The sequence below is a fragment of the Flavobacterium sp. PS2 genome, assembly GCF_046250155.1.
Classification (GTDB): domain Bacteria; phylum Bacteroidota; class Bacteroidia; order Flavobacteriales; family Flavobacteriaceae; genus Flavobacterium.
Window position 1 is genome coordinate 4037710 of sequence record NZ_CP176426.1, and the last position, 18515, is coordinate 4056224.

At 32.8% G+C, this 18515-nt stretch carries 13 protein-coding genes; 9 read left to right on the forward strand and 4 right to left on the reverse strand.

Annotation, left to right across the window (positions count from 1 at the left end; all coding sequences use genetic code 11):
- Positions 1-118: 118 nt before the first annotated feature.
- The 3 genes from ACJ6WR_RS17835 to ACJ6WR_RS17845 all read right to left on the reverse strand — a co-directional run bounded on the left by ACJ6WR_RS17835 (position 119) and on the right by ACJ6WR_RS17845 (position 4308).
- A complete protein-coding gene (locus ACJ6WR_RS17835; protein WP_409415999.1) occupies positions 119-2509 on the reverse strand; it encodes a 3-hydroxyacyl-CoA dehydrogenase NAD-binding domain-containing protein in 2391 nt (796 codons plus the stop codon).
- Complete coding sequence (locus ACJ6WR_RS17840; protein ID WP_039113946.1) at positions 2493-2960, reverse strand: MarR family winged helix-turn-helix transcriptional regulator; 468 nt, start codon at positions 2958-2960, stop codon at positions 2493-2495. Before ACJ6WR_RS17840 ends, ACJ6WR_RS17835 begins: the two co-directional genes overlap by 17 nt.
- Before the next feature lie 334 nt (positions 2961-3294).
- The gene (locus ACJ6WR_RS17845; RefSeq protein ID WP_409416000.1) at positions 3295-4308 is read right to left on the reverse strand and encodes a helix-turn-helix transcriptional regulator; all 1014 of its coding nucleotides are present in this window, start codon (positions 4306-4308) and stop codon (positions 3295-3297) included.
- Positions 4309-4832: 524 nt separating this feature from the next.
- Between ACJ6WR_RS17845 and ACJ6WR_RS17850 the strand changes: the two genes are divergently transcribed.
- Both ACJ6WR_RS17850 and ACJ6WR_RS17855 read left to right on the forward strand, forming a co-directional pair.
- A complete protein-coding gene (locus ACJ6WR_RS17850; RefSeq protein ID WP_409416001.1) occupies positions 4833-9227 on the forward strand; it encodes a PKD domain-containing protein in 4395 nt (1464 codons plus the stop codon).
- Positions 9228-9242: 15 nt separating this feature from the next.
- Positions 9243-10247, forward strand: a complete 1005-nt coding sequence (locus ACJ6WR_RS17855) for a PorP/SprF family type IX secretion system membrane protein (protein ID WP_409416002.1) — start codon at positions 9243-9245, stop codon at positions 10245-10247.
- A 134-nt stretch (positions 10248-10381) separates the two neighbouring features.
- Here ACJ6WR_RS17855 and ACJ6WR_RS17860 read toward each other — a convergent pair whose 3' ends face one another.
- On the reverse strand, positions 10382-10996 hold the full coding sequence (locus ACJ6WR_RS17860) for a hypothetical protein (RefSeq protein WP_409416003.1): 615 nt from the start codon (positions 10994-10996) through the stop codon (positions 10382-10384).
- Between the two features lie 439 nt (positions 10997-11435).
- On the opposite strand from ACJ6WR_RS17860, the gene ACJ6WR_RS17865 reads away from it, so the two are divergent.
- From ACJ6WR_RS17865 to ACJ6WR_RS17895, 7 genes are all read left to right on the forward strand, one after another.
- Positions 11436-12710: an RHS repeat domain-containing protein gene (locus tag ACJ6WR_RS17865; RefSeq protein WP_409416004.1), complete on the forward strand. Its 1275-nt coding sequence runs from the start codon at positions 11436-11438 to the stop codon at positions 12708-12710.
- A gap of 7 nt (positions 12711-12717) precedes the next feature.
- Positions 12718-13203, forward strand: a complete 486-nt coding sequence (locus tag ACJ6WR_RS17870; RefSeq protein ID WP_131474478.1) for a hypothetical protein — start codon at positions 12718-12720, stop codon at positions 13201-13203.
- Between the two features lie 554 nt (positions 13204-13757).
- Complete coding sequence (locus ACJ6WR_RS17875) at positions 13758-14261, forward strand: hypothetical protein (RefSeq protein WP_323490671.1); 504 nt, start codon at positions 13758-13760, stop codon at positions 14259-14261.
- A 218-nt stretch (positions 14262-14479) separates the two neighbouring features.
- A complete protein-coding gene (locus ACJ6WR_RS17880) occupies positions 14480-15001 on the forward strand; it encodes a hypothetical protein (RefSeq protein ID WP_323490673.1) in 522 nt (173 codons plus the stop codon).
- 363 nt (positions 15002-15364) lie between these two features.
- Positions 15365-16381 (forward strand): T4 RnlA family RNA ligase, encoded by a 1017-nt coding sequence (locus ACJ6WR_RS17885; RefSeq protein ID WP_409416005.1) that lies wholly within the window; start codon positions 15365-15367, stop codon positions 16379-16381.
- Position 16382: 1 nt separating this feature from the next.
- On the forward strand, positions 16383-17255 hold the full coding sequence (locus ACJ6WR_RS17890) for an AAA family ATPase (RefSeq protein WP_409416006.1): 873 nt from the start codon (positions 16383-16385) through the stop codon (positions 17253-17255).
- Positions 17256-17663: 408 nt separating this feature from the next.
- Positions 17664-18464: a TatD family hydrolase gene (locus ACJ6WR_RS17895; RefSeq protein ID WP_409416007.1), complete on the forward strand. Its 801-nt coding sequence runs from the start codon at positions 17664-17666 to the stop codon at positions 18462-18464.
- Positions 18465-18515: the final 51 nt, after the last annotated feature.

Genomic DNA, 18515 nt, shown 5'->3' on the forward strand with positions numbered 1-18515 from the left:
TTTTTTAAGAGTATAGAAGATCAAGGAGAGGCAAGAGGCAAGAAACAAGACAAAATTTTAATTTTGAAATCTTGCTTCTTGGTTCTTTATTCTTTTTCTAGCTTCTTTATTCTATTTTCTAATTACGAAGTGGTTTTCCTTTAGTTAACATATATTGAATTCTTTCTAATGTTTTTCTCTCAGTACAAAGAGATAAGAAAGCTTCACGTTCGATATCTAATAAATATTGCTCAGATACTAAAGTAGCTTCAGATAAATCACCACCAGCCATAACGTAAGCAAGTTTGTTAGCAATTTTCTTATCATGCTCAGAGATGTATTTTCCAGCTTCCATTTGATCTGTTCCTACTAAGAACATTCCTAATGCTTGTTTACCAAGAACCTTAACATCAGTTCTTCTGATAGGTTGTGTATAACCAGCTTCCGCCATTAACAATGTATGTTTTTTAGCTTCTGCAATCTGACGGTCTTTGTTTACTACAATAATATCTTTACCATGTTGTAAAAGACCAGTGTCAAAAGCTTCGTAACCAGAAGTAGACACTTTTGCCATAGCAATAGTTAAGAAATACTCTTGAAGAACGTTTAATTCCACATCATTTTTGCGGAATAAATCAGAAGCTCTTAAAGCCATTTCTTTAGATCCACCACCACCAGGAAGTACACCAACACCAAATTCAACCAATCCCATATACGTTTCTGCAGCAGCTACAACTTTATCAGCATGTAAGCTCATTTCGCATCCACCACCAAAAGTCATTCCGTGAGGAGCAACAACAACAGGAATTCCTGAGTAACGTACGCGCATCATAGTGTCCTGGAACATTTTGATAGCCATGTTTAACTCATCATATTCTTGCTCAACAGCCATCATGAAAATCATTCCGATATTAGCTCCAACAGAGAAATTTGCTGCTTGGTTACCAATAACTAAACCTTGATATTCTTTTTCAGATAAGTCGATTGCTTTATTGATAGCCTGAAGTACATCGCCACCAATAGTATTCATTTTAGATTGGAATTCTAAGTTCAAAATTCCATCTCCAAGGTCTTGGATAATTGCTCCACTATTGCTCCAAACTTTTTTGCTTTCGCGAATGTTGTTCAGGATAATAAATGAATCTTGACCAGGAACTTTAGTTTGTGATTTTGTTGGAATGTTGTAAAAATAAGTAGCACCTTCTTTTACAGAGTAGAAGCTTTTGCTTCCAGATGCCAACATATCGTTTACCCATGCAGCAGGAGCTAAACCTTCTGCTTTCATGATTTCGATTCCGTTTTCGACACCAATAGCATCCCAAATTTCGAAAGGACCATTTTCCCATCCGAAACCAGCTTTCATTGCATCGTCAATTTTATATAATTCGTCTGAGATTTCAGGAATTCTGTTTGATACATAAGCAAACATTCCTGCGAAACTCTTACGGTAAAATTCTCCAGCTTTATCTTTTCCTTTTACAAGAACTTTAAAACGATTGATAGGTTTATCGATAGTTTTAGTTAGCTCAAGCGTAGCAAAATTTGCTTTTTTAGCAGCACGATATTCCAGAGTATCTAAGTCAAGAGTAAGGATATCTCTACCTTCTTTTTTGTAGAAACCTTGTCCTGTTTTGCTTCCTAACCAATTATTCTCCATCATTTTTGTGATGAAATCAGGAAGTTTAAACAATTCGTGTTGCTCATCTGTTGGGCAGTTTTCATAAATACCGTTGGCAACGTGCACCAAAGTATCCAAACCAACTACATCAACAGTACGGAAAGTAGCCGATTTTGGACGACCAATTACTGGACCAGTCAATTTATCAACTTCTTCGATAGTTAATCCCATTTCTTTAACCAAGTGGAATAAACTTTGGATACCGTAAATACCAATTCTGTTTCCTATAAACGCCGGAGTATCTTTAGCAACAACCGAAGTTTTTCCTAAAAATTTAGATCCGTATTCGTTTAAGAAATCCAATACTTCAGTAGAAGTTTTTGGACCAGGAATAATTTCAAATAATTTTAAGTAACGCGCAGGGTTAAAAAAGTGAGTTCCGCAGAAGTGTTGTTGGAAATCTTCGCTTCTTCCTTCGCTCATAAAATGAATCGGAATACCAGAAGTGTTAGATGTTACTAAAGTTCCTGGTTTACGGAATTTCTCGATTTGTTCAAAAACTAGTTTTTTAATATCAAGACGTTCTACAACAACTTCTATAATCCAATCAACATTGGCAATTTTTGCCATATCATCAGTCGTATTTCCAGTCGTAATTCTGTTTGCGAATTTCTGACTGTAAATAGGAGAGGGTTTAGATTTTAATGAGTTAGCAAGATGTTCGTTTACAACTCTGTTTCTTACTACTTTGCTTTCCAGAGTTAAGCCTTTTTTAGTTTCGGCCTCTGTTAACTCACGGGGAATGATGTCTAGGAGTAAAACTTCCACACCAATGTTAGCAAAATGACAAGCTATTCCTGAACCCATAATTCCGGATCCAATTACGGCAACTTTTTTAATTGTGCGTTTCATTTTCTATTTTTTCTGTTTGATTAAATATATTTTTATCTTGTATTAATTCATTTATGATTTCTGCCACCTCAATAAAATGTTTTAATTTTTCTTCAGAAACGTGATTTCTAACTGTTTCATTAAACTTCAAGACAGTATTTTTAGATAAGTCTCTTTTTTCTTTTCCAAAATCAGTTAGATAAATCAAAACCCCTCGTCCATCGGTTGGATTTTTCTTGCGAACAATCAATCCTTTGTCTTCCATAGATTTAAGCGTTCTGGTTAAGCTAGTAGCTTCCATTCCCATTCTGGGACCCAATGCCGTCGATGGAGTACCTTCCTCTTTATCGATACTCAATAACGCAAAACCAGTTGCCATTGTCGCATCATATTTTGCAGCCTCCTCATTGTACATCCTTGATACAGCTTGCCATGTTGCTCGTAAAATATAATCTATAGTTTTTTCTTTCATTTGGTAGATTGTATTTGATTATTTAATTTTAATGTGAAATACTTAGATAATATCTTATACATTAATTAAAATCGAATTCGTCTTGTTGGCAACTATATCGATTTCAAATATAATAAAAAAATATTATGCATGCATAGTATTTCTAAAAATATTTTTTTGTTAATTAAAAATTTGCTCTGAAATAGAGTCTGTTAAGTTCTTTTTTGAATGAAATATAATGTTTTTTTTGAAATTTTTATTATTCCAATATTCTAAAAACAACATCAGGCCAGTAAATTAGGAATTTAGATTATTGTTATTGAAAGATAATTCTTCGATTTAAAAACAAGAATAATCAATCCTCATATTTAAGTAAAGCCTTCCTAAGTTTATCTTTTATTCTCAATCGCAATCCATTGGGGCTAATAACTTCCAATCCGTCACCAAAACCCAAAAGCAAACGCTCAAATTCATAATTAGTTTTAAGTTTTAGCGTAATAATTATACTTCCGTCCTCATTTTCTTTTTCTAGTTTTTGTGAAGCATGAAAAGGCTTTGTCAAAACATAAGGAGCATTTTCTTTATCGATCCACAGTTCTATTTTTCTTGCATTCATGCCTTGGTTTACAGTAACACCAACAACATCTTTATAAAATTCTTCGGCATCAAAATTTTCCTCTATATAAGGTAGGTTAAAATCAAAATCGATATTGGTGATTCTGTCAAGAGCCAAATTGGTAATAGGCTGAGAACCTTTTTTCTTCCCAATCAAAAACCAACGATTATTAAACTCCTTTAAAATAAAAGGATGGAAATTGAATTTTTGTTCCTCTCTCGATTTAAAAGATTTATAAGTAATAACCAGAACAATCTTCTTGACAATAGCCTGATAAATTTCGTCCAGATAATGCAAACCTTTTAAGTTCTCGTTTTTATCCAGATAAATAACCGAATTAGTATGCGATTTCTCCGAATAGATTTTATCTTCCAAACGCTGCAAAATATCCGAGACATCGCTAAACAAAGAAAAATCTTTAAACTGTTTTAGCATCGATACCGTTTCAGTCAAAACATTCATATCCGTTTCCGTTAGCGGAATATCAGTAATCGAGAAATCTTCCTCATCATACTTATAAAACTTCTTATCATAAACGACAATAGGAGCATTGTATCCCAATTTCTCACTTCGCATAAGCTGAATATCCATTTGTATCGTACGCTTACTTATACGGTTTTCGCGGCCTTCATATTCAAATAAAGCATCCGAACAAGCCTCGATTAAATCATCAAGAGTCCAAGTTCTGTATTGATTCTGCAGACACTTATCGATTGTTTTATAGCGAATTAATGCATTTTTGTTTTGTGACATACTATGTGTTTTGCTGCAAAGACCCGAAAGCACTAAGTTTTTTTCTCGCAGATTTTGCAGATAAAGCAGATTTTTTTTGAATCATTTTAATCCTTTAATCTGTAGCTTAAAAAACTTTGCGACTTCGTTCCTGATATTGCGCGATTAATTTGGTCAATATTTATTTGGGCGTGTCCCGCTGAAAAAGCGGGTCGGGCTTTCGGCTTTATCTTTTGTTCCGTTCCACTTCACAAAAGGATATCGCCTCTATCCCTCACGCAAATCAACTTTTGTGATAAAAATAAGCTTAATGATTTTACTGCGCAAGTAGTTTGCGTACAAAAAAGATAGTTTTTATAATAAAATGAAATTATACTTTAAAAAAAGAAATCCTATTGATGTTCAGAATTATAAGAAATAATGCTAATATTTTGAATATTTTTCATTTTAAAAATTAAAAAAAGAAGAGATTATTACTAGTGTTAATTTTGATTCCAAGAAAAACGCACCTACTTTTGCGACCTTAAAAAATTGATTTACACCATATGGGGAAACTTTACTTATTACACCTACATTTTTTTTTTATAATCACAAGTTCAGTTTATGGTTTTAGTACAACCGATAAAAGTAATTTTTCCACCAATAAAGATTACAAAAGTCTAGTTTTACCACCCAATGTCGATTTTAATTTTACCAATGACGGAACTTGTTCTGGAACTCCAGTAACATTTAATCCAGTTGTAAGCGGTAATGCTCCTTATACCTATAAATGGGATTTTGGAGACGGAAGCACTTCTACCAATAGTAATCCAAGTCACTTATTTAATGCAGTTGGTTGCGGATTTCAGAACTTTAGCGTAAGCTTAACCGTTACAGATGCTAATGGAGACTCTAATACAGTAACAAAAGTTATTTCGGTAAAGCAAAAACCAGATTTAAAATTTGGGAATGCAAATGCACCAGGTTCACTAAAACCTTTTGAACGATGTGGAGACAATAACTCAAATCCTAAATATAGTATTAGCGTTGCAAATAATTCAGCTTCTATAGGATGTATTACATCTTATAACGTAGATTGGGGTGATGGTAACTCCGAAACTAACGTTGTTTTTCCTAAAACACATGAGTACCAGAAATTAGGTTCTTTTAATATGGTAATAACTGCAATAGGTAATAATAGTTGTAGCAATTCTATTACCTACGTAGTTAAAAATTCCAATAACCCAATCGGAGCACTTATAGCTCCGGGTAATACAATCAATTTATGTATTCCTGTTGATCCAATGCCATTTGCTATTGGTTCATGGGGACTCAATCCTTCAGATACTCAATATTATGTTAACTATGGCGACGGAACAAACGATACTTATTCGCAAGGACAATTAGAAAGTTCTCCATATTATAATGCAGCAAATCCAGAGGCTTCGCGTAATTTTCCAATACCACATAAATATACAAGAGCAAATTGTGATACTAACGGAAGCACAGTTAGCTTAACAATAATGACATCTTGTGGAACCACAGATCTTAAGGCAGGGCCAATAAAAATATTAGACGTACCCCAACCAAATTTTAGCGTACAAAGCATAGCATGTGTTAATTCAGCTGTTAGTTTTAGCAATTATACTTATGCGGGATATACCAATAATTGTAGCACAGTTAATGTTTACACATGGGATTTTGGAGATGGAAGTACTTCTAGGGATGTTAATCCTTATCATGTATATTCAGCACCAGGAACCTACACAATCAAGCTGAATGCAACAACGCCTTGCGGAGTTGGCATGGAGACAACAAGAACAATATGTGTTGAGCCTGTATTGCAGCCAGACTTTACTTTTGGTAATGCGTGTGCTTCAACCAATATTCAGATAACGAATACCACAGACACAAGTTTTAGCTGTGGAACCGAAAGTTATTATTGGGATGTTACTAATTATTACGAAGGATATTGTGGTAAAGAATCAGTACCAGGATTAGGAAGAGGACAATGGAATTTTGCGAATGGAACTTATTCCTCATCAAAGGATCCTGTTTTTAACTTTACAATGCCTGGAACTTATTACGTAAGGTTAACAACTAGAAATTCTTGCGGAATAGTGCGAGAGATTATAAAAGCAATTCCAGTAAAAAAGCCGCCAGTTACGACCCTAAAACCAATTTCAGATTTTTGTAATTCAGCAACAATTAACCCTGTTGGAACAGTAGAAGAAACTTGTTCGCCAAGTTCTGAAATTACTTATCTGTGGACTTTTGTAGGAGGAACACCTTCATCATCTACATTACTTAATCCAGGACCGATAAATTATACTGTTAGTGGTAAGTATGAAGCTATCTTTAGTGTTAGTAATAGTTGTGGAACTACAACAAAAACAGCCCCTTTTTCTGTAGATCTGGTTCTTTCACCAGTTATAAAAGATAAAACAGTAAAAATATGTAGCGGTAATAATTTTCAGGTTACGCCAGTTACTAACGGAATAGATAATGTGCCAGCAGGAACAACTTATGTATGGTCAACGCCAGTAGTTTCTCCTGCAGGAGCAGTAACAGGAGCAAGTGCAGAATTTTCTCCAAGAACAAATATTAGTCAGTATTTAATAAATAATACTGCCAATCCTGCTACAGTAACCTACACTGTATCGCCAATATCCAAGGTGTGTCCTGGACCTAATTTTACGATTACAGTAACAGTAGATCCATTAATAAAGGTAATCGAAACAACAAAAAACAGTACTTGTTTTGGAGTAAACGATGCTTCTATTACAATAAATGTAACAGGAGGAATTCCTTTTGCAACAGCAACACCTTATACTTTTTCATGGACAGGTCCTAACGGATTTACAAGTACCGATAAAGATATTGCTAATTTAAAACCCGGAGGGTATACTTTAAGAGTTATTGATAATGGTAATTGCCCATTTACAAAGACGTATTATGTTAGTGAGCCAGGATTATTTCAATTTTCAGGAAGTAAAAACGACATAACTTGTTTCGGATCTAATAACGGAAGTATTTATTTATCAACATCAGGAGGAACACAGCCATATACATATGTATGGACAAAAGACGGAAATCCTTACACAGCAACTACAGGAAGCCCTAATAATCTAGGACCTGGAGTTTATGGAGTTACAATAACTGAAGTTAATAATTGTAATATACTTACAGGGAGTTATGAAATCATCGAACCGCCATTATTAAAGGTAAAATTGGAGAGTCAAGTTGATATTTTATGTTACGGATATTATACAGGTGAAATTAATGTAAGTACAACAGGAGGTCGATTTACCGAAACATCTCCAGGAGTTTTTAATTACCGATATAGCTGGACAGGACCAAACGGATTTAGAAGTAATCTTCAAAATTTAAAAAATCTTGCAGCAGGTACTTATGATTTGACCGTTACAGATAATTCTAATTGTACCGATAAATTGCAAGTTGTATTACTTCAGAACGACGAAATACGTTTAAATTACAGTAAAACAGAAATAGCATGTTATAATTATGCCAATGCATCTATTACCATTAATAGTATTACAGGAGGAGTTCCGTTTACAACAGGAGATCCATATATCATAAAATGGAGCAATTTAGGAACAGGTTTAGTACAAAATAACTTATCTGCAGGAACCTATATCATTACAATTACAGATGCATTAGGTTGTCCAAAAGTGTTTCCAATAGTTATAGATAATGCACCAGTATTTACTATAAACCCAGATGTAAAGAACGTTTCTTGTTTTGGAGCAAATGATGGTCATATCCGACTAAACCTTGTAGGAGGAAAAGCGCCAGTTTCTTTAGTTTGGGATGATAACTCTACAGCAGGAATTGAACGTAATAATATAGGCCCAGGAAAATATAGCGTAACAATTACCGATGGTAAAGCCTGTGTAATAAAAGAAACCTTTATTATAATAGAACCTTTGTTGTTAGAAATAAGAGCTGATGTTTTAAATCCATTAGATTGTGTTGATGCAAACACGGGAGAAATCAACTTAGTTGTTACCGGAGGACTACCACCATTTACCTACACTTGGTCTAATGGAGCAAAAACCGAAGATTTGACAAAACTTCCACCAGGTACTTATGCAGTTACTGTTACAGATGCTAATGGTTGTAAAAAATCAGAAGAATGGAAAATTACGCGATTCGACCAACTTACGCCAACAATAGAAGTCCTAACGGATTTTGATTGTAATACTAAATATGTACATCAAACTTATGTAGGACACGTAAAAGGAGGGATTCCGCCTTATACTTTAAGCTGGTCCGATGGAGTTGTTTCAGGTCCTAATAACGAGATTATGAATACCGAAAACAATGGTTTAATTATATTTAGTGTCACCGATAGTTTTGGTTGTACAGCAAATTTCCCATATAATGTTAATAAACCAGTTTTAGGAATAGCCAATTATTCTACAGGTTCATATGCTAAAGATGTTTATGATTTATATTCTATTTACGACCCAATTTTATTTACAAACTTAGCAACAGGCGATTTTACAAACATATCTTGGGATTTTGGTGATGGAAATTTTTCAAACGAAGAAAATCCTAAACATATCTATACCAGAGAAGGAACTTATACCATAAAACAAACTGTAACATATCCGTTTGGTTGCCAATATAGTTACACATCTACAATAGTAGTCGAAAAAGGATATAGTTTAGTAATGCCAAATGCTTTTACACCAAATAATGACGGTTATAACGACACGTTTGCACCCGTATTTTTAGGTCTTGAAAACATCACACTCGATGTTTATGATACCTGGGGAGGAATTGTATATTCCGAAACAGGAAAAAATATTAGTGGATGGAACGGACAAATTAAAAATCATCCAGCCGAAAACGGGAACTATTATTTTAAAATCACGGCAAAAACCTTTTACAATCATACCGTAACCGAAAAAGGAGCATTCACATTACTTAAATAAAAGCAACAGATTACAATGAGATTAAAACTATATATTACAATAATTATTACCTGTTGCTTTTTTTCTGAAACGAGAGCACAAGACCCAATTTTTACACAATACTTTTTAATTCCAGAAACATTAAATCCAGGTTTTTCTGGATTTATGGAAACAACATATGCAGGAATCGTTCACCGCGAACAATGGCCAGATCTGGATTTAAAAATAGATACCGATTATGCGTTTGTAAATACTTGGAATGAAAATATTAATAGCGGTTATGGTATAAGTGTTTTAAACCAAAGAGAGAATCTAACCAAGTATAATTACACGCAAATAAATGCCAATTATGCTTATAGAGTAAAGCTAAATGATACTTGGTATTTTAGACCAGCCATCGAAGCTGGTTTCGGATTAAAGTCATTTGCATTTCAAAACTTATTGCTCGAGGATCAAATTAATATAAGAACAGGAGTTATAAATTCAAGTTCGATAGATCCGATGTTAAAAAATGACAAAGTCAGTTTTTTTGATTTCTCGGCAGGAATGGTTTTTAATACCGAAAGCCTTTGGATTGGTTTATCGATGAAACACCTTAACAGACCTAATATTTCCTTTGCAGCAAACGGAAATGTACCTTTGGATACCTTTTTCTCACTAAGTTCAGGTTACGAATTCCTTCTGGCAGATTATGTCGATGTGTTATTCCTACCGTATGAAACCAAATTGCTTATAACCTCAAATTATATGCAACAAGGACACTACAATCGATTTGATTTAGGAACATCAATCCAGTTCGAAAAAATATTTTTTGGAGCAACAGCAGTTACCAATCCATCAAAAAACGGAATAAACAGAGAATTACTTACCTCAATAAACCTTTTTACAGGATTACAATATCAGAACCTAAAATTAGGGCTTTCTTACGATGTAAATACATCAAACATGGGGAGAACAGGAGGCGTTTACGAAATCTTGCTAACCTACCAATTTAACCTAAGCGTAAAATGTTTCGGTTGTCCTAATTATACAGGAAGATAAACAGAAGTTATTATCTAATCAACAGTTTTAGCCTAATATGGGCGTGTCCCGCCGAAAAAGGCGGGTCGGGCTGTACGCTGTATCTTTTTTGGGCGAAAAGCCCAAAAAAGGATGCCGCTCCCATCCCTTACGCATTACAATAATAATGCAATTTCTTTTTCAATATTAATTCTCGCTTTCTCCTCATATAAATTTCTGAATTCCTCTGTCTGGTAGATAAATTCATTCTCCAGAAAATGTTTCAACGCTTTTGCACGTCCGGGTTTATATAGAAAATCAGGATAAATACTATATTCCTTTCTTATTTGCTCAAAGTATATTTGATATTCATCCCAATCTCGGGAGAGAATTTTTAAATCAAAATCTATTAGCCAATTAATATCCTCAATTATATGGTGCTTATGTTGTTGAGTTGCACAAATAGCATCAAAAACTAATTGACTATCAAAAACGATATTTTCAGGTAAAATAGACAACGCGTATTCGGCACTTTTGAGTTCATTATCTTTTTTAGAGCTTTTATAGATATAATCATGATAAAAGATAGCGTACAAAACTTCATTAGGGAATTCTAGTTTTTGCAAGTAAGTATCATAACATTTAACCATATCAGCAATATGAGTAAGATTATGGTAATGTCTTGATTTATTGGAATATGCCTTTTCTAAATCCAACCAATTACGCTGAATCTGTTTTTCTTCAAAACCAATAGTTGTAAGCAGTTCAGTATATTTTTCTTTTAGATTCATAGGGCTAATTTACATAAAAATAGAAATCTTTGTTAGTACGCAAAATAACTGCGCACCAACTACAAATCTTTGTAATGTCAAAATGAAAGGCCTTGTAGCTTAAAAGGAAAAGCCTACAGAAAAATTACTAGCTGTAGAGTTTGCGGATATTCCGGTTAGACCCGCGCGGACTAATGGGTAGAATTTACAGAAGCACCGAAATCGTTAGGGAAAGTAGGGAAGCGTATTTAGAGCCGCAATGCCCGAGAGGGAATATGAGTTCGAATCTCATCAAGGTCACAAAATTTGAATCAGATACATTTTAACCCAAAACGAGGATGGCAGAGGCGATGGAGATAAACCAGGAGATTTAGGTTGTGATAATTGTATAGAAACACCTAACTTTGACCAGATAGACAGTGATGGAGATGGTATTGGAGATGTTTGCGACAATTGCAGAATGACTCCTAACCCACTGCAAGAAGATGTAAATAAAAATGGAATTGGTGATGTTTGTGAAGGTGAGGACCAAGGAATAGGAAAAGAGGTTACTGCAGGCGCTCCCAAAAAGGCATATCGCTTTGTTGGAGATAAAGAATATGCGTTATCCAACCATTTAGGTAACGTACTTTCGGTAATTACCGACCGTTCTATTTTTGACACAAACGGAACATTCAGTCCAGACGTTCTTAGTTATTCTGATTATTACCCATTTGGGATGCTTGTGCCTAAATCTAACGCAGATCGTGGAGAGTATCGTTATGGTTTCCAAGGGCAGGAAATGGATGATGAGTTAAAAGGCGAAGGAAATTCTATTAACTATACTTTTAGAATGCATGATCCGAGGATTGGTAGATTCTTTGCTGTTGACCCGCTGGCACAAAAGTACTCATGGAATAGCCCATATGCTTTCTCCGAAAATAGAGTCATCGATGGGGTTGAACTTGAAGGACTTGAATTTACAAAACTCAACAAGTCATTAGTTGCTGCCCGATTAAACTATTTAGAGGATAAACCAATGGCTATTAATCAACAAGATTCTGATACATGCGTCCTAGCTGCTATTACTTATTTGTGGATTAAAGAAGATTGTCAAGGTTTCAGTCAAACGATAATGAAATTAAATGATACTGGTGAAGCTAGGTATAATCAGTTTGTTTTTCATCCAGGAGAGGATCTTCAAAACATTGACCCTAAAAGCACAAAAATTACTCACGAAAAAAATTACAGTGCTGATTGGCTTATATTAGCTAGTCTTCAACAAACTTTGAATACTCAAAGGAATAAACCTGACTACTCAGGTAAAGTTAATAGCAAAGGTGCGGATATTGGACCAACTGAAAATTCAGCAACCGAAGAAATGTTTTTAATGAAAAAATTATTAAATTTTAAGGATGTAAAAGCTATTAGTCCTAATGAAAAAAATTCAGGTTCGCAAACTTTGAAAAATATTGACACAAAATTTCGTGCAGGTTATTCTATAATTTTAAATGTTAGAGCAGCAATTATGTACGATCCAGCAGTAGCTTCTGGTATCCCAGGCATTCAAGATGGCCGTCATGCTGTAAATTATTTAGGAGGTCTAGAACAAGCGGGAAAAAATATATTTGATCAACAATTATATAGATTTAATGTTCAAACATGGGGAAGAAGTGAATACACAATCACGGTAACAGAAGGTCAAATAGAAAATGGTGCAATTATGAATTATGTACAAGGTAAATCTACAAAATAAGAAATATATGAAAATACATAGTGTTATATTATTAGCAATTTTTTTTATTTTGATAAGTTGCAGAAAAAGAGATGGAAACTTAGAAAAAAAAAACTATAATGACGTAAAAAAAGATAAAATATTATTAGAATTTAATCCCCATTTAATTACTAAATTGGATTTGATTAATACTGACAGTATTATATTGGAAGATTTTTATAAGAATAAAAAAATATCATCAAAATGGGTTAGTTTTCGATATAAAAATAAAGTAGATACAGCATATACTTTATATAAGGAAGCAAAGTATTATTTTCAACTTAAAAAAAATTTTGTACAAAAACACGATTATAAACTAATTATTAATATTAAAGATAAAAAAAACACTTATTTTTTCGAGAATATTGATTACGATTCAATTCGAAATGGCAAAACAATTTATTTTGTTACTAAATCATATATGTTAAATAAAAAAAAATATGGAAGTTATGATGCAGTTTATTATTTAGAATAAAATTTACTAATTTGTCCCCCTGTTGGCGCGAGCGTCTCGCTCGTGAACGCAAAGGAATGAATATAAAATAGAAAATTAAGCCTCGTCATTACTGACGAGGTTTTTCTCTCGCTCGTGAACGCAAAGAGAATCGATAAAGAATAGAAAATCAAACCTCATCAGTAAAATGGTGAGGTTTTTTTTCTCTGCTCTTAGAAGAGTTCTAATGAATAAAAAAATTGCCGTATGGTTGATAGCGAATGTCTGCTGACTTCGTAGCCACTACAATAAGCAATTCTAAGATAGCTCTATTTTTAAATCTTTCCATTTAGGATGGCATAAACATTAAAAAGCAGTTTAATATTATTTTAATCTGAAGCAGGTCTTCAAAGTTCTTTATTTCCAAGAGCATCAGATTGACAATTTGAAGAATTTACATTAACTAAAAAAAATAAAGCACTACATTCTACAGTAGATTTAGATAGGCAAGTAGGAGTGAAACAGTTATATAGTAAGAAAATTAAACTAATTCTGCATCTAACATTGGTTAATCCTTAATTTCAATTTTAATAATTATGAATAAAATAGACGAATTTTGGTATATTTTAACGAAAGCAATACTCAACAAGAATGAAGATATGATTTATCTATATGATAGGCCAAATGATTTGATACTAAGTTATTTATTTAAAAATAATAACGCAATTCCATATTATAAAAATGAGGAACTTAAACAAATTAACAGTGTTTATAGAAATAATGTAGTTGAAAATTTTGACCATGTTTATTCTAGATTCACTCAAAATGATTCATCAATTTTTAAATTAAAAGCAATCAGCGATCAAGAGAAAAAGCAATTTTTGGATGATTTTATATTTGATATTGAAGATTCTTATAAAAAACAAATTATCGAATGTGTTAATATAAATAATTTAGAAAAAGGAGGTTCTTTACTTAGTAAAATTAATTTTGAAAAATCTATGACTTATAGCAATAAACTCGGAATTTTTTTAAATGAAAAATTTCTTGACCTTTATTTTCCATTAGGGATAAGTACTAATACAAATGTTGTATGGTAATTTATAGTTACAGTTCGAAGTTTAGTTTTAGTAAAGGAGCTCTTCAATTTGTTCTTATGAATGAAAATATTGTCGTATGTACGCACTGACGAATATCTCTTAACTTCTCACTATGATAGTAATTGTAAGTTTGTAGACATTCAAAATGGTGTTGAACATACTAAAGCTGGAACGAGTAAAATATTTTCAACATATAAAAATATCGAAGTAAAATAACTATGGACGATTTAATAGAAAAAATTTTAGGTGAAGACTTTGAGATATTAAGAAGAGTTGATTTTAATGATTTAATATTTATTTTTTTTCAGGAAAGAGGATATTCAAATCCTTATAATGATGAAAGATTAAATTTAATTTCAGGTCGAGGACCATTAAAAATTAATAAAAAAACAAAAGAATATGAATTCACAAATGTGTATGAATTTTATTCTGAATATGGAGATAATGAACTAATTTGTCCAAAAGAAAACAAAACAGTTGTTGATTGGGATAAAGTGTTATCTAATATTAAAAATCGAAAACATATAAATGTTGATGACTTTATTTTATTATTAGAACATAATAATTTATCTATTGATACTTTTGATATTTATAGTAAAAAGCCGCCTGAAATTTATGATATAGAAGTAAAAAGCGATGATGATGCAAGTTTTTTAGTTGAATTTCTTAAACTAGTAAATGCTAATTATTTAAAAAAAAGTAATAATCATTTTGTAATAAATTTGAATCTTGATTTTTGAACACACTTTTAGAGAGTTCTTATAAATAAATTGATCCATCTTGTTACGCACTAGCAAACTTCCCCTGATTTAGTACTTATTACAATTAGCTACAAACATAGTTTAACAACAAAAGCAACCTGTAAATAGGTTGCTTTTGTTGTTACAGAAAGGTAAGTGAAAAAACAAATAATAAAAAAGACAACTCATCTTAGAAAAACTTTATGTTTTTAGATGTTAATTAATGCTTTCATAAATTGCACTCATCAACTTAAAATATAAATCAATGTTTAGGAACAATTTATATTACTCAAAATAAGATTTTTTTATTGCGCAAAATAACTGCGCACTAACTTTTGAATCTTTGTTTAAATAAAAGAAGAAATGAATACAGTACTTTTAAAAGAGATGATATCCAAAAAATATATTAGAGTGAATAAACACCCTGATTATGATTTATATATTTATAATTATACACAAAGTGCTCAATTTGAAAGAATATGGAATGAGATTACATTAAGTTGTAGAGGATTAATTCTAGATGAAAACTTTGAAGTTGTTGCAAGACCATTTCCAAAGTTTTTTAATTTAGGAGAAATGGAAAATCAAATAATCCCTAATACAACTTTTGAAGTGTATGATAAAGCGGATGGTTCGATGGGGATTTTATATTGGATTGATGAGGTGCCTTTTATAGCAAGCAGAGGTTCATTTGCAAGCGATCAATCCGATAAGGCGAACGAAATGTTGCATGGGAAATATAAAGATTCGTGGTCGCTTCTGGATAAAAGCAAAACCTATTTATTCGAGATTATTTATCCCGAAAACCGAATTGTTTTAGATTATGGCGCTGCGGAAGAATTGGTTTTACTGGCAATTATTGATACACAATCGGGAGACGAATTTCCGCTGGAAGATATTGGATTTCCTATAGTTGAAAGATATAACGGAATCAAAGATATTCAGACTTTAAAAGAAATGGATATTGTGAATAAAGAAGGTTTTATTATTAAATATTCGAATAACTTTAGATTAAAAATTAAATTTGAAGAATACCTTCGTTTGCACCGAATCCTTACGCAGGTTTCTAATTTGAACATTTGGGAATATTTAAAAACTAACCAATCTATAGAAGAAGTTTTAGAACGAGTTCCTGATGAATTCTTTGATTGGGTGAAAGAAACTAAAGCCGATTTAGAGAATCAATATGCAGTAATCGAAAATCAATGTAAGAAAGATTTTAAAGTATTCGAAACGGTAAAGGAAACAGCCTTGTATTTCCAGACATGTAAACATCAGGGAGTATTATTTGCAATGCTTAAAAACAGAGATTATTCAGAAATAATTTGGAGAATGATTAAGCCAACATTCGAAAAACCATTTAATAAAGGAGAAAAATAAAATGAGAAAAGTAATTTTAATGAAAGGATTGCCAGGAAGTGGAAAATCGACTTTGGCAAAAAAGATAATCTCAGAAAATCCAGAAACATATAAAAGAATTAATAGAGACGATTTACGAGCAATGTTCGATAACGGAACAACGAGCCAAAATAACGAAAAGTTTGTAAAAAAAGTTCGTGATTTATTAATCGTAAAATGCTTGGAAGAAGGAAAAAGTGTTGTGGTAGATGATACTAATTTATCAGAGACCAATTTGAGACGAGTTACACAATTGGTTCAGGAATACAATGCAAAATTTAGCGAAAAGGTAGTTGTTGAGGTTCTCGAAGTAAATACAGATGTTGCGGTTTGTATTGAGAGAGATGCTTTAAGAGAAAAACCAGTTGGTGAAAAAGTAATTAAAAAAATGCATCGACAATTTTTTAAAGACTCACCCGAATACGCAATCCAAAATCCAGAATTACCAAAAGCAATTATTTGTGATCTAGATGGAACATTGGCATTGATGAACGGGAGAAATCCTTTTGATGCAAGTAAGTGTGATCAGGATTTATTAAATGAACCAGTTGCAAACGTTTTAAGGAATTATAAGAAACTGGGTTATAAAATACTTTTGGTTTCAGGAAGAGAAGATAGATACAAAGAACCGACGTTGCGTTTCCTTGAAAAACACACAATAGAATTCGATGATTTAATCATGCGAAAAAGTCTGGATAGCCGAAAAGATTCTATCATAAAAACCGAAATCTATAATGATTTTATCAAAGATAAATACTTTGTAGAGTTTGCTCTCGATGATAGAAACCAAGTAGTAGATACCTGGAGAAACGACCTGAAATTACCATGCTTCCAGGTATATTATGGGGACTTCTAAAGGTGCAAAGGTTCAAAGATGCAAAGGTTCAGAGGTTTAGTTTTGTCGATAAATGATAATCCAAAAGGTTCAAGTTCTTCCTGTGTAGCTGTGTAGAGACGCACAGCAGTGTGTCTAACGCAACATGAGATACAAAGCGAAACAAATAAATTTTGTAGCAAAATAAATAAAAAACAATCAACAGACGGAGGTTCAAATCCTTCCTGCGCAGCTAATAAGTCGCGGTAGTTTAGTATGGGAAAATAGTTGGTTTTTTTAAGGGTCAAAGGTTCAGAGTTACCAGGGTTCAAAGGTTAAAAATTTTGCGCCTTCGTGGCAAAAAATAAAAAAGAATAAAAAAATATAAAGACTCAAAGAGAGAAAACCTTTGTACCTCTGAACCTTTGAGTCTTTACAACTTAAATAAAAATGAATACATATATAGATATCGGAATTAATTTAACCAATAAACAATTCCATAACGACATAGACGATGTCGTACAAAATGCATTAGATGCCGATGTATCGCAAATGATACTTACGGGTACAAGCGTAAAAAATAGTGAAGCTTCGGCTGAAATAGCAAAAGAATATCCAGGAATATTATACGCAACAGCAGGAATTCACCCGCATGATGCGAAGAGTTTTGATGCACAAAGCATTTCAAGGCTAAGAAATTTATTAAAGCAGAAACATGTAGTTTCGGTAGGCGAGTGCGGACTCGATTTTGACCGTGATTTTTCGCCAAGAAATGTACAGGAATTATGCTATAAAGCCCAATTAGAATTGGCAATCGAAGTTCAGAAACCATTGTTTTTACATGAGAGAGCTGCTTTTGCTCGATTTATGAGCATTACAAATGAGTATTTACCACAATTGCCAAAAGCAGTGGTACATTGTTTTACAGGAAGTTTGCAAGAAGCCAAAACCTATCTCGATAACGGATTGTATCTTGGTTTTACAGGAGCAATATCAGACAGTAAACGTTTTAATCATTTAAAAGAAGTGATACAATACGTTCCGCTGGATAGAATGATGATAGAAACCGATGCGCCATTTATGCTGCCAAAAAAGACGCCTGTTTCTCTCTTGAAAAAATACCACGAACGCCGTTGCGAACCTGCTTTTCTGCCTTTTGTTGCAGTAACAGTTGCACAGTTTAAAAGAATTTCGGGGATTATAGTTGCAGAAGAAACTACTAGGAATGCAAAAAGTTTTTTTGGAATTTAGAATTGAAATTTAATTTGTTTTAACCACAAATTTGCAAATTTATGATGTGAG